The 13216-nt window shown below is 67.8% G+C and carries 13 protein-coding genes; 7 read left to right on the top strand and 6 right to left on the bottom strand.

Annotated elements, in window-relative coordinates; translation table 11 throughout:
• Positions 1–180 precede the first annotated feature (180 nt).
• From NKI68_RS20415 to NKI68_RS20405, 3 genes are all read right to left on the bottom strand, one after another.
• Positions 181–912 carry a YqcI/YcgG family protein gene (locus NKI68_RS20415; protein ID WP_254546591.1) on the bottom strand — a complete coding sequence of 244 codons (732 nt, stop codon included), beginning with the start codon at positions 910–912 and terminating at the stop codon, positions 181–183.
• 108 nt (positions 913–1020) lie between these two features.
• The gene (locus tag NKI68_RS20410) at positions 1021–1677 is read right to left on the bottom strand and encodes a DUF1989 domain-containing protein (RefSeq protein WP_254546590.1); all 657 of its coding nucleotides are present in this window, start codon (positions 1675–1677) and stop codon (positions 1021–1023) included.
• A 61-nt stretch (positions 1678–1738) separates the two neighbouring features.
• A complete protein-coding gene (locus NKI68_RS20405) occupies positions 1739–3589 on the bottom strand; it encodes an asparagine synthase-related protein (protein ID WP_254546589.1) in 1851 nt (616 codons plus the stop codon).
• Positions 3590–4193: 604 nt separating this feature from the next.
• Here NKI68_RS20405 and NKI68_RS20400 point away from each other — a divergent pair.
• Entirely contained in the window at positions 4194–5258 is a 1065-nt protein-coding gene (locus NKI68_RS20400) for a GNAT family N-acetyltransferase (protein ID WP_254546588.1), read from the top strand.
• A gap of 197 nt (positions 5259–5455) precedes the next feature.
• Here the strand turns inward: NKI68_RS20400 and NKI68_RS20395 are convergent, their stop codons facing one another.
• A complete protein-coding gene (locus tag NKI68_RS20395) occupies positions 5456–5749 on the bottom strand; it encodes a PadR family transcriptional regulator (RefSeq protein ID WP_254547076.1) in 294 nt (97 codons plus the stop codon).
• Positions 5750–6307: 558 nt separating this feature from the next.
• On the opposite strand from NKI68_RS20395, the gene NKI68_RS20390 reads away from it, so the two are divergent.
• The 4 genes from NKI68_RS20390 to gfo6 all read left to right on the top strand — a co-directional run bounded on the left by NKI68_RS20390 (position 6308) and on the right by gfo6 (position 10139).
• Positions 6308–7528 (top strand): MFS transporter, encoded by a 1221-nt coding sequence (locus NKI68_RS20390; RefSeq protein ID WP_254546587.1) that lies wholly within the window; start codon positions 6308–6310, stop codon positions 7526–7528.
• A gap of 117 nt (positions 7529–7645) precedes the next feature.
• Positions 7646–8095 (top strand): GNAT family N-acetyltransferase, encoded by a 450-nt coding sequence (locus NKI68_RS20385; protein WP_254546586.1) that lies wholly within the window; start codon positions 7646–7648, stop codon positions 8093–8095.
• A gap of 187 nt (positions 8096–8282) precedes the next feature.
• The gene (locus tag NKI68_RS20380; protein ID WP_254546585.1) at positions 8283–9002 is read left to right on the top strand and encodes a haloacid dehalogenase type II; all 720 of its coding nucleotides are present in this window, start codon (positions 8283–8285) and stop codon (positions 9000–9002) included.
• A gap of 60 nt (positions 9003–9062) precedes the next feature.
• Positions 9063–10139, top strand: coding sequence for a D-xylose 1-dehydrogenase Gfo6 (gfo6, locus tag NKI68_RS20375; protein WP_254546584.1), 1077 nt, complete (start codon positions 9063–9065; stop codon positions 10137–10139).
• Between the two features lie 242 nt (positions 10140–10381).
• Here gfo6 and NKI68_RS20370 read toward each other — a convergent pair whose 3' ends face one another.
• The gene (locus NKI68_RS20370) at positions 10382–11521 is read right to left on the bottom strand and encodes a cupin domain-containing protein (RefSeq protein WP_254546583.1); all 1140 of its coding nucleotides are present in this window, start codon (positions 11519–11521) and stop codon (positions 10382–10384) included.
• 730 nt (positions 11522–12251) lie between these two features.
• Between NKI68_RS20370 and NKI68_RS20365 the strand changes: the two genes are divergently transcribed.
• Positions 12252–12398 (top strand): DUF7563 family protein, encoded by a 147-nt coding sequence (locus tag NKI68_RS20365; RefSeq protein ID WP_254546582.1) that lies wholly within the window; start codon positions 12252–12254, stop codon positions 12396–12398.
• A gap of 83 nt (positions 12399–12481) precedes the next feature.
• Positions 12482–12685 carry a hypothetical protein gene (locus NKI68_RS20360; RefSeq protein WP_254546581.1) on the top strand — a complete coding sequence of 68 codons (204 nt, stop codon included), beginning with the start codon at positions 12482–12484 and terminating at the stop codon, positions 12683–12685.
• A gap of 132 nt (positions 12686–12817) precedes the next feature.
• Here NKI68_RS20360 and NKI68_RS20355 read toward each other — a convergent pair whose 3' ends face one another.
• Positions 12818–13144 (bottom strand): DUF7130 family rubredoxin-like protein, encoded by a 327-nt coding sequence (locus NKI68_RS20355; RefSeq protein ID WP_254546580.1) that lies wholly within the window; start codon positions 13142–13144, stop codon positions 12818–12820.
• Positions 13145–13216 lie beyond the last annotated feature (72 nt).

Below are 13216 nucleotides of genomic sequence, written 5' to 3'. Positions count from 1 at the left end.
GGCGCTCGACCCGACGACCGACGGGGCTCCGTGCTCGCGGAGCGATCGACCGGTTTCGTGGCGGCCGGCGGCGAGTAGGGCTCCGACGGCGCGGCCTCTCGCCGGCGGTTAGTGATGCGTTTACTGCGGTACCGCGGGTCGGCCGGCCCGATCGTCCGTCGCGTCGCCGGACCGTTCGGATCAGTCGTCCGCGGGTTGCTCCTCGGCCGCGCCGGGGAAGAGATCCGACAGGGGGAACCGGTCGGTCGTCTCGTCGTTCGACTCCGGCAGGAAGTACTGCTTCCACTCGGAACTCTCGGGATCGGTGTAGTCGCCGATGTCCGGGTGCGGGTCGACGTCGTCGTACGCGCGCAACCGGGAGCGGACCGCCTTCCTCGCGAGCTGGCCCCGGATCGTCTCCGCGCCCAGCCCCTCGAAGACCGATCGCGGCTGGATCGTTATCTCCAGACCGTGGGGCGTGTGACGGCTCCTCCGCTCGTCGTAGAACGGCGCGCGGGCGACCATGAACAGCGGCCTGCCGTCGAAGCAGAACGTCCACTCGGGGTGCGTCGGGTCCTGGGGGATCGACGACGGCCACGGTTCCGCGTCGTGTTCCGCGAGGTACGCGAGGACGTCCCAGAACGTCGACTCGTACCACTCCGCCGACCGTTCACCGTCCGGCGGTTCGAAGAAGACGACGAGCGACGTGATGTCCCCGATCGAATCGACCTCGGCGAGGTACTCGCGAAGCCCCTCCGCGACGGCCTCGCGCCCCGCGTCGGAGGTCGGATCGGGAGCGAAGAGGTACCGGAGATCGCCGTTCTTGTGGGCGTCGACGGCGAAGTAACACGGGAACGGCGACTCGGTATCGACCATCGTGTCGTGAAAGTCGAGGTATCGCGTCGCCTTCCACTCCGCCAGGTCCCCCGCCACGATTCCGTCCTCGACCGCATCTCTCTGGAGCAAGGTGGATCACCAACGGCCGTTACGGCGGCTGCCAGGCGCTTAATTACAATTCGGTTAATCGGTGGTAATTGTGGCCTAAACCCCCCGTGTCGACTCGTGCGGCCCGTCGAGCACCGACGCGACGTGCACCTCGGTACCGTCGGGGACGCGGAGGTCGATCGGCGTGAGCGTCGTTCCGCTCGCGATCCCCTTCGCGGAGCAGGCGGAGACCGCGACCGTCGCGTCCCGCTCGGCGCGGAACGTGACCGCGTCGCCGGCGTTCGCGGGGCTCTCCCGGACGTCGAAGTAGACCTGGTCGGTGATCGTCGACTGCTGGAAGACGTTCATCGTGTCCGGGACCGGCCTGTCGCCGAGACCGACCTCGGCCATCGCCAGCGCGAGGTTCTCGCGACAGCCGCCGGGTTCGTTCTGGACGCCGCCCTCGATCGGCCGGTCGGTGAGCATCCACTCCGTGCACGGGCCGAACAGTACGTCGTGGATCCCGCAGTCGTCGCGGGTGATCGTCAGGATCGGCTCGCCGGCGGTCGTGTAGAGGTGATCGCCCTCGGAGATCCGTATCTTTCCGTTGAGGTCGCGCGTGTAGGACTGCGAGAAGGCCTCGCTCGGATCCGACCGGCTGAACGCGACGAGGTCGGCGACCTGCCGTGGCTCGGGGGTGACGACGTCGAACGTCTCGCCGCCGTCGACGTGGAACGCGCCCCCGCTCTGTTTCGGGATTCGGTGAGTCTTCACGCGCTCCGTTTCATCGCTACGCGGGTTAAACCTTCAGGGGGAAGTCGGGAATCGATGGCCGTCAGATGCGGGGCGCGGGCCGAGCGCCCTCGACGGCGCGTCGGACCGCGGGCATCGCGAGGAAGGTGACGAGCGAGTAGAGTTCGTTTCGGCGGTTCTCGCCGTCCATGTGCGCCGCGTACGAGCGTTCGACGCCGTCCGCGTCGAGGAACGGAACCGCGCGGATCAGGTCCGCGTGCTCGTCGATGGCGTCGCGGACGAAGTCGTGCGACCGGATCAGTTCGGCGTGGTTCGGCCAGGGACCGCGCGTCTGGTGGGGAGCGGGCGAACGCAGGACGCCCCGGTCTTCGAGGACGCGCATCGCGAGTTCGCCGGCGTACTGCACGGCGAACGGCGCGGAGAGGGGCGTCATCCGCTCGGCGTGGGGGATCCTCGCCACGCCCGGGTCGAGCCGCCGCAGCGCGCGACCGATCAGGTTCCGGCGAAGCCGCACGCTGTGGGGGATCGTGAGGTGGAGGTCGATCAGCCGCGTGTCGAGGAACGGGTTGTGGAAGGGGAGGATCTGATCGAGCGTCTGCTGGAAGAAGACGGGCGCGTTCGCGTGGGGGTAGTAGGACCCGAACTGGACGAGGTCACGGAGCGACCCGTACTCGACGCCGAACGAACGGATCCCCGCGTCCGTTACGCTGAGGTTCCGTCGCAACAGCGTCCCGCTGTCGTCGGCCGGTGCGTAGTACGCCGGCGTGGGACGTCGCTCGCGCTCGACGTACGCCTCGACGGTGGGCGTCGGCTCGACGAAGGGCAGCGAGAGCGTCCCCAGCGGGCCGAGCCGTCGCGACCGATACGGCAGGTGGTGGCCCGAGAAGAGCGTGTCCGACATGTGGCCGGTGACGAGCGCGTCGACCTCCTCCCTGAGCTGCTCGGCGAAGCCGACCGCGTGCCCCTCGTGGAACGTCCCGACGCAGTTAGAGAGCGCGGCGTTCCCCTCCAGCAGGTCCGGGTAGTACTCGGAGTCGCGCAGGAGGAGCCTGAAGGGAGCGCCCGCGCGCTCCGCGACCCGTTCTGCGATCCGCGCCTCCCGGTTCCGCCAGCCATTGAGGTGATAGGTAGTCGGCGTCCGGTCCATCGCGGCGAGCACGACCCGCGAATCGCCGCCGCCGCTCAGGAACAGGCCGTAGTCGGCGTCGTCGGCCGTCCGCTCGTCGATCGCCCGCGACAGCAGGGTCGCGAGTCGGTTCGCGAAGTACGACGCCGGCCGATCGACGGGGCGGTACGTCGGCGTCCAGTAGCGCTCGCGGCGGACCTCGAGGTCGTCCAGATCGATCGTCAGCCTCGAGCCGGGGTGGAGGCGCTCGATCCCCTCGAACGGCGTCCTGGTCCCCATCGTGAGCTGGTGCGTGAAGTACATCCCGAGGGCGTCGGCGTCGAACGACGGGGTCCAGTCCGGGTGCGTGGTGAGGCTCTGCATCGAGGTAGAGAGGAGGAACGTCCCCCCGACGCGCGCGTAGTAGAACGGCATCGTTCCGAGGCGATCCGTCGCGACCGTGACCGTCCCCGCCTCGTCGTTCCGGACGACGACCGCGAAGCGCCCGTTGAGCCACCTGACGAACGCGGTTCCGTACGTCGCATACAGTTCGGCGCAGTACTCGCTCAACGCCTCGGTGTCGCTCTCCGAGCGGGGGACGTACCCGTTCGGGTGATCGAACCCGGCGACGTCGCCCCACGCCCAGACGTACCCGTCGTCCGTCTCCGCCGGGAGACCGCCCGTATCCGTCGTGTGGTAGACGCTCGCCGCCCCCACGTCCCCGTCGAGGATCCGTCCCGTCGACTCCGTCCCGAACACTTCCAGTTGCGAGGAGAGATCGTCGACGAACGCCGGGTCGTCGCCGAGACTCGCGCACACTCCGACCATAGAGACCGCTGTTATCGTCGTCCCATTAGTAGTTCATAAATAAACGATACACTCACCGGATAAACTCTATCTCCCAGCGGTGACAGTGTCGGGGCGTCGGGATAAGTCGCCGTTAACTCGCCGCGGTCGCGGCCGGCGGTCGAGTCAGCGTCGACCGCAGTTTCCCACCCGTCGACACCCCCGGCGCGCGAACGTCCCCGCGAACCGCCCGGCGACGTCCGACGACGTGCGCGCGTCGAACGTCGGGCGCGTCTCGCCGGGCGCGACGACGACGACCAGTACCGATCAATCCGCGTCGTCTCCGGGGTAACGGCGCGGTTAACTGCACTAACGTGCTCGTAACAAAATCGGCCTACGGTCATACACGAATCAGTGTCATGGAGAACGAAGTTACGAACGGTCGTGACCCGACCGGGCCGCGCGACGACGCCGAGACGCCGAACGCGTCGTCCCGGCCGTCGCTCGAACGAGGCCCCGCCGCCCTCCGTGGCGTACCGATCGAGACCGAGGACCGCCGACCGTCGAATCGGAGGTCGAGGCGGTCTTCGGCCGACCGAGCGGATCGACTCGCCCCGGGAGACCACCCGCAACCCCACTGAGACGAATGACCGAGCTAGACGTAACCACCTACAGCAGCATCGAGTCCGTGAACGAGAACCAGTGGAACCACCTGGTCGAGCACTCGAATCACGGGACGGTGTTCCAGCGCTACGAGTGGCTGGAGATAGTCGAACGGACGTTCGATCACCGACCGTGTCACGTCGTCGTCTCGAAGAAGGAGAACCCGGTCGCGCTCCTCCCCGCGTTCGTGCGCGACTTCGACGCGCCGATCGACGCGGCCACCCCCGTCACCGAGACGCTGGGGCTCAAGGAGGCGGTCTCGACGCGGCCGGGCTACGGCGGCCCGATCGTCCAGTCGAACGAGGGAGAGTGTCTCGACCTCCTGCTCGACGAACTCGAGTCGGCCTGCGGTCGGAACGTCCTCTATCACCTCATCAGGACGAACGACCTCAACTACCTCCGGTACGGAAAACACCTCCAGAAGCGCGGGTACGAGCCGATCACGCTCAATTGTCGGTTCGTCATCGACCTGGAGCAGAGCTGGGAGCAGATCCGCGACAACATGGACAAGGAACGCCGGAAGGCGCTGCGGGACGCCCACGAGAACGAGTACCACGTCGACTCGACGCCGCTCGGCGAGGCGGACCTCGACCGGACGTACGAGGCGTACGAGAGTAACATGGACCGCATCGACGGGTTCGTGTTCCCGCGGTCGTTCTTCGACCTGCTCGCCGAGCGGATGGGCGACCGCGTTCAGGTGTTCACCGCGGTCGTCGACGGGAGCGAGGTCGGTCGCTACCTCCACTTCCTCGACGACGAGCGCTCCGCGGTCCACCACTACTTCACCGCGATCCCCGACGCCTCGAAGTTCGAGTACTACCCCTCCGAACTCCTCCACGAACGCGCGATCAAGTGGGCGAAGGAGCAGGGGTACGACCACTACGACTTCGGCGGGACAGGAACCGACTATTCCGACAGCATCTTCCGGTTCAAACAGAAGTACGGCGGGGACCTCGTGCCGACGCTGCAGTGGCAGAAGGGCCTCTCGAAGCCCGGGTGGAGCCTCTACAAGTTCGGCCGGTCGATGTTCATGAAGCGCGCCTACTGAGGCGACGAGAGCCGCGACCGGCGGTCGGCGTCACGGCTCTCCGGGACGCACGATAGACACGACAGAATCGGGACGCCGGACGGTAGATCCGCCGGCGGGATCCGGCGAGAACCTGCCGTCACCATATCCTCGTGGAGCGACGCGGTTCGCCGGGGGCTAGAGGTCGAACCGCTCCGGCCGCCCCCGGCGGAGGGGGTTCACTCGTCCGACGACAACCCCGTCGGGAGGTACGTCCCCTCCCACTCGATCCGCGCCTTCAGCGCCTCGCGTCCCTCGTCGGTGAGCGCGTAGTAGTTCGTTCGCCGGTCGATCTCCCCCCGCTCGACGTATCCCGCGTTGACCAGCGTGTCCAGACTCGGGTAGAGCCGCCCGTGGGTGATCTCCCGACCCGTGGACGCCTCGAGTTCGTCCTTGAGTTGCTGGCCCGACGGCCTGTCGTGCCCGGCGATGACGTACAGCAGGTCCCGCTGGAATCCCGTCAGTTCGAACAGCGTCATTGTCACGGTATTCACGACGCCTCGTTATTGTTAACGTGTGCTTCGACTCGATACATGGATTGTTAATCTTGCTAAAACAACTAAATAATATAAATTCACCGGATTGAGGATGTTGTGGCGCGCGTCGGTCGGTGCACGCCCGTCGGCGCGACGACGGCGGGAGTCGCGTCCGTCCGAGCGAGGTCGTTATTCGTCCGTCGCTCTGGCGTGCGATACGTACCCATCCCGTCGTCGTCGCGATCTCCGTATCCGAACGGGCGGAACGGAGAGGTGTCGCTCTCTCGATCGTTTCTGCTCCCCGATCGAGGGGATCGACGGCGGCTCGGTCGGATATATAGCGAACGGTCGAAAATTCTGAACAGATATCGACGGATGTTCTTGTTCACGTCCTGAATTGATACAATCTTCAGAGATCTCAAACGTTATTGTGGTGGTCGGTGACGATCCGACTCCGATGATCCGGGGACGAGCAACAGAAGCGGGTAGCATCGGCGCTCTCGACACGACCACAGCGCGGACTCGTCCGGCGGCGAGTCGAGGCGGGTGGCGAGCGTGGTGATACGACGCCTCGCGGACGCCCTGTGGCCGTGGCGATACCGCGCGGGCGTCCTCACGCTCTGTACCGCGGTGTACTTCGGCGTTCGACTGAGCACCGCGCTGGTGAGCGCGCTGAGCCCGCAGATCGTCGCCGCGCTCGGGATGTCGCTCGGGGCGTTCGGGTTCGCGATCACCGGGATCCGGGTCACGGCCGCGGCGTTACAGCTCCCGAGCGGGATACTGAGCGACCGCTACGGAGAACGGCGGGTGATCCTCGCCGCCGTCGTCGTCGCCGGGACGGGAACCGTCCTGCTCGCGCTCGCGCCGTCCCACGGCGCGTTCCTGGCGGTCGCGATACTGCTCGGCGTCGGCGGCGGACTCTACTACAGTCCCTCGACGGCACTGCTCGACAGCCTCTACGACCGGACCGGCCGCGCGATCGGCGTCTTTCGAACCGGCGGCCAGGTCGCGGGGATCGTGGCACCGCTGCTGGTCGTCGGGTTCGGCGTCCGCCACGGGTGGCGAAGCGCGCTCTTGCTCGCGGGGATCCCCCTGGTCCCGATAGCGGTCGGCCTCCTGTTTCTGGTACGCTCGGCAGAGCCGCTCCCGCCCACCGCCTCGCCCGCCCGTCGGATCGGGACGCGGCGGGTGCGGTCGATCCTGGCGCGACCGCCGATCGCGACCTCGGTCGTGCTCGCGTGTCTCGTCCAGTTCGTCGACGTCGCCTCCTTCGCGCTGCTGCCGGCGGGCCTCCAGGGGTACCACGACCTCCCGCCGGGAGCGGCGACGGCCGTCTACGGTGGGTACTTCGTCGCCGGCGCGCTCGGCCAGCCCGTCACCGGGTGGCTGGCCGATCGGTACGGCAACGGACCGACGCTCGTCGCGACCCTGCTCGCGGGGATCGTCGGTTTCGGCCTGTTGAGCTACCGGCTCGCGGCGACGGCCGTCGTCGGCGCGGTCTGTCTGGCGGGGTTCTCGCGGACGTGGGCCACCCCCGTGCAGTCGCGGATCCTCGATCACCTCTCGGCCGACGAGCGGGGGACGGGGTTCGGTCTCGTCCGGACGGTCTACCTCCTCGTCGGCGCGCTCGGGAGCGCGGTCGTCGGGACGATCGCGACCGCCGCCGGCTGGCGGGTCGTGTTCGGCGCGCTCGCGGGACTCCTCGCGACGTGCCTCGCGTTCCACGTCCTCGCGATCGCCCCCGACGATTCCCCCGTCGGGGGGCGAGCGGGTTGAAACGCTCGCCGGGTCGCCGACCTCGGCCACCGACCCGACGTGCGGACCGATATGGTTCCGCTTAACCGAACGAAACGACGCCATAGCTATTATTTCATCTTGCAAGAAGAGAACATAATGCGCATCATCGAGGCGACCGAGGCCGACGCGCTGTACATCGAGGCGCTCCTCGAAGCGAACGGGTATCCGACGACCGGGATCCGGGAGTATCGCCCGGTCTTCTGCATCGGCGTCGACGAGGGCGACTACGTCGGCGTCGGCGGATACGAGCGGTACGGGCGGGACGCGCTCTTCCGTCCGATCGTCGTCGAGGAGGCGGTCCGGGGCAAGGGGTATCGCCGGGGGATCTGCACGGAGCTGTTCAGGCGGGTCGAGCGGGCGGGCGCGACCGCGGTGTACCTCCGAACGCGCGACCCCGAGTACTTCTCGCGGATCGGCTTCGACGACTGCGACCCGGCGACGGTCCCCCGCGCGATCCGGGAGACGTCGACGTTCTCCGACGACTCGATGGCGTCGGTTCGGTGCATGCGGCGGACGCTCCCCGCCGATCCCCGTCCGGCGGAATAGGGATCCGTTCGTCACCGTCGGGTCGAGGCGACGCCGCGTTAACCGCGGAGTAACCGCCCGGCGAGCGTCGCGAGCGACCGAAGAGTGAATACCCTGTGCCACCGCGAGTCGGTATGGACGACGCGGACGAGAGCGGCGCGACCTCGGAGAGAGGCGGAACGCACGCGACCGAGCGCGGGGGGAGCCGATGACGGTACCGGACGCGGACGCCCTCCTCTTCGACGTCTTCGGGACGGTGGTGGACTGGCGCAGCGGGGTCATCCGCGACGGCGAGCGACTCGGCGAGGAGCACGACCTCGACGTTGACTGGGCCGCGTTCGCCGACGCCTGGCGCGAGGCGTATCAGCCCTCGATGGACCGCGTGCGGCGCGGCGAGATCCCCTGGCGGAACCTCGACGCCCTCCACCGCGATTCGCTGGAGACGCTCCTCGACCGCTTGGGCGTGGACGGCCTCGCGGAGGACGAGGTGGACTACCTCACCCGCGTCTGGCACCGCCTCGATCCGTGGCCGGACGCCGTCCCCGGTCTCAGGCGGCTTCGGACGCGGTACCTCATCGCGCCGCTCTCCAACGGCCACGTGCGGCTGCTCGCGAACATGGCGAAGCGCGCCGGGATACCGTGGGACCTGATCCTCTCGGCCGAACTCGCCGGGCGCTACAAGCCCGACGAGGAGGCGTACCTGACCGCCGTGGATCTGCTGGATCTCCCCCCGGAGCGGGTCGTGATGGTGGCCGCCCACGAGACCGACCTCGACGCCGGCCGCGAGGCGGGCCTCCGAACCGCGTACGTCCACCGCCCGCTGGAGTGGGGTCCGCACCGAGCCGACGACGTCGACCGACCGGACGACGGGGAGTACGACGTCGTCGCCGACGACGTCGAGGATCTCGCGGGGAAGCTCGGGACCTAGCGTCACGACGCCCGGCGCGGACTGTGGCGTTTTATTGAAGCCCTTCCCGTAGTGGGCGGTATGGACCTCGAAGCGGCCGTAGAGAACTACGCGGAGCGCGACTGGCGGACGGGAGTGGAGGGGACCGTTCGGTTCGCCCTCGTCGGGATCGGCTGGTGGACGACGGACGTGGCGATCCCGGCGATCGAGTCGACGGAGCTGTGCCGGACGACCACCCTCGTGAGCAGCTCCGCCGAGAAGGGGCGGCGGGTCGCGGCGGAACACGACGTGGACCACGCGATCACGTACGACGAGTTCCACGACGGCGCGGCCGCCGACGCATACGACGCGATCTACGTCGCGACGCCGAACGCCTACCACCTCGAGTACGCCGAGACGGCCGCCGAACTCGGCAAGGCGGTGCTGTGCGAGAAGCCCATGGAGGCGACCGTCGAGCGCGCCGAACGGCTGGTCGAGACGTGCGAGGAGCACGACGTACCGCTGATGGTCGCCTACCGGATGCAGACCGACCCGTCGGTCCGTCGCGCCCGCCGCCTGATCGAGGACGGCGTCCTCGGCGAACCGGTCCAGGTGTACGGGAACAACTCCCAGCCGCTGCTGGAGATGATCCCCGATCCCGACCAGTGGCGGCTCGACCCGGAGCTGTCCGGATACGGGACGTCGGTCATGGACCTGGGCATCTACCCGATCAACACGGCGCGGTACCTCCTCGACCGCGACCCGGTGGCCGTCCAGGCGTGGCTCACGTCGTCGCACGAGGCGTTCTCGGACGTGCCCGACGAGCGCTCGTCGATGCTGCTCCGCTTCGAGGGCGACGTGCACGCGGTCAGCACCTCGAGCCAGCGCGCACAGCGGGACTCCCAGCTCAAGGTCACCGGGACGGAGGGCCAGATCGACCTCCGACCCGCGTTCGGCGGGCAGTGCACGCTCACCGTCACGCGAGGGGACGTGACGGTCGAGTTGTCGGACGAGTCGATGGACGCGGAGCGGGAGATGGAACTGGAGTTCGACTACTTCGCCGACCGGGTCCTCGGCGGGGACCCGATCGGCCCCGACGGGCGTCACGGACTGACCGACATGCGCGTGATCGAGGCGATCCACGAGGCGGACCGGACCGGGGGCGTCGTCGAACCGTAGCGCGGTCAGACGCCCGATCGGGGAGCCGTCCGACCCCGGTCGGACGCGTCGACGCCCGGTAGAGACTAGCCACGCGTCCGACGGCGGGGTATTCGTATTGCCAGTACGCTCGTGCGAGCGCGGACGAACGACTACGACGATGCTCGGAGAACTCGTCGCGATCGTCGGGTACGCGCTCGTCGGTGCGATCGTCTGTCGGCGGATCAGGGGGAACTAACCCGCCCGGCGGCGAGGGCGAGGGCTCAGGCGCTCAGCGTGACCTCGACCGTCCCGTCCGCCGGGACCTCGGTGACGCGCTCGACCATATCGCCGCTCCGGATCGTGAGGGTGACCTCCTCGTCGGGAGGACCGGCGTGGTATCCGACCTCCGCGGTGACCTTCTGGGGTCGCCCGTAGACGTCGTCGGAGTTCGTGCTCACTCGCAGCACGCCGTCGCTCGTCCCGTAGTACGCGGTCGAGTGGAGGACCGGGTCCCCCGACTGCGTGCCGGGGCCGGTCGCCGAGATCTCGACCGGGCCGGGCAGTCGAGCGTCGTCGCCGCCACCGCCGCGCGTCCAGACCATCTGCAGTTCGGTGTCGTCGAGTCGCTGCTCGGCGACGACGTTCCCGTTCTCGAGGAACTGGACGGTCTTCGGCGAGAGGTACTCCATCGAGACGACCTCGACGCGCTCGGCTCCCGCCGGGATCCGGAAGGTCTCCCCCGGCTCGACCACGTGTCGCTCCCCGTCGACCGTGACGAGCGGCCCGGTCCCCTGCGCGCCGCCCTTGACGCGGACCGCGTACGCGCCGCCCCGATCCGCGTCGGAGCCGTCGCCGGGGCGCTGGTCGGTCGCGCCGCCCGAACTGAGGACGACGCGACCGTCGACCTTCACCAGGGCCGTCCCGGACACCTGGAGCTGTTTCAGGTCGCCCGTGAATCGGTACGAGTCGTACCCGTCCGTGACCCGCCCCTCCAGCGTCCGGCCGTCCGCGCTCAGCTGGTCGTTCCCCGTCCCACCGCGGACGGGCTCCAGCCGTCCGGAGACGGTGACGCTGTACTCGGCGGTCGACGAACTCTGCCCGTCGACGACGAGCGTGTGCCAGTCCTTCGGCTCCGAGGGCGTCGGCGTCTCCGCCGGCGTCTCGGTCCGATTACCGCCCGCCGTCTCGTTGGGCGTCGAGCGATTGACGGGGGCCGACGGCGCGTCGGTCGCGTTCCCCGACGTGTCGTTCGACGGCGTCGCGCCGACGACGCCGGTCGACCCGTTGGAGGCGTTCGTACCGTTCGTTCCGTTCGTGCCGGTGGCGTCCCCCTCACCGCCCATAAGCGGCGGGAGACCCCACACGACGAACGCGGAGACGGCGATCAGGATGACGATCGTGGCACCGCCGACTACGGCCATCGTGCCGTAGTCGGAGAGTGCCCCCGACGAGTCGTTACGGGCGCGAGAGGACCGGGATGGTTTTCGAGATGGCATTGTCGGTTACAACCATGGTCGCAAACATGGAATTTACGAATTGAATGAGGATACCGGGACATGAACTTTGTGCAAAGCAGCCCGTTTTCGTTACATTCATCTAATTTTGAAGTTCGTTCGAGGACTAGTGTTCCGTCGGGCACGGTAGACTCCACCCCGAAGACGGATTTCTCGGCGTTCATATCACTTTCTACACTATATCAGATATTTTTAGGTTCCGAGAGACGGTGCTATCGTGAGGTGGCGGACGCCGGTCGCGATCGCGGGGGCGACGTCGGCCGACGCGCCGCACTGCCGTCGTGGTCGTGTATACCCACCGTTCACGGCCAGTCACACCGTTTCCGCCCGGCGAAACCGAACGCGTCGATCGCCGATGTCGACGGCGACGTTCGAGTGACCGGCACGTATTCAGATCGTCGTGAATAGCCAGGTTTTCGTCTATTCGGCAGTAATGAAGGGCATCCACTAATTACTCGCGCCTCTACCGGGGCGGTACGTCCCGAAAGGTCACCCCGCTCGCCCCGACGGGCGACGCGGCGGCTCGTTACCCCGAGACGACGGTACTCGTTCGGTACGGCGAATCGTTCGAGCGCCGATGGAAACGCCGAGCGAGTGCAAGCACGGAACGTATGCGACGACCGCCCCAGGTGGGTACATGCCTCAGTGTGAGAACTGCGATTCGTTCGTATCGAGGCGGTACGTCAGGGTGTTCGCGCCCGGCGACGCGCGGAACCCGCGCGTCTGTCCGAACTGCGAGACGAAGGTCCGTGTCGGGGCCGACACGCGCGAGAAGCGCCAGTGAACGCCCCGGACGAACGGTCCCCCGAGGACGGACGAACGGCAGACTCGGATCCGGTAACTGACCGATCAGACGAGGACGCACGAATGTACCGAGGAAACGACGGAACGGATCGCACGGAGCGGACGAGCGGAGCGGAGGACGGCGTCGGAAAATCGTCGCGTCGTTCGTCCGACCCGAACGATGGTATCGTGCTCGACTACGCGACGGTCCGCGCCGGAATGCGCGAGGTCAACCGGCGGATCTCGGTGGCGGACGAGATCGACTCGGTGACCGCGATGTACGGCTGACCGCCCGCGGAGACCGGTCGCTCTTCCTCGGCGGTCCCGACAGATCGCCTCGCACCGACTGCAGTACGTCAGTTACGTAGCGACCGCACGGAAGCGGGCGGTCGAAGCGGTACGCAGTTACGGCAGTCCGTCTCAGTCCTCGGTCCAGTACATCAGGTCCTCCTTCGGCGCGCCGCAGTTCGGGCACTCCTCGGGGAGTCCGTCGTCTATCTCACCCATCTCCCCGCACTCCGTACAGCGCCAGACGAGTTCCGCCTCGCCGAACTCGTGCCCCGAGCGGGCGTGTTCGACCGTGAGCGCCTCCACGCCCTCCCGGACGGTGACGAACACGCCCCCCTCCTCGATGCTTCGAACCTCCCCGACCGGCGTTCCGCTCTCCGTGTAGAGCGTCTGGCCGAAGGAGAGCTGGGTTACCTCGTCTTCGTCCTCCTCGGGCGGCGTCTCTCCGAATCCACTCATAGCCCGATCCTTCGTTCCGTCGGATTATCAACCCCGGTGTTTCGACAGGCAGGGTTCGGCGCGGTTTCACGG

The organism is Halomarina pelagica (assembly GCF_024228315.1).
Classification (GTDB): Archaea; Halobacteriota; Halobacteria; order Halobacteriales; family Haloarculaceae; genus Halomarina; species Halomarina pelagica.
Note: the sequence above shows the minus strand (reverse complement) of the source record. Positions and strands in the feature narration are given on the sequence as shown.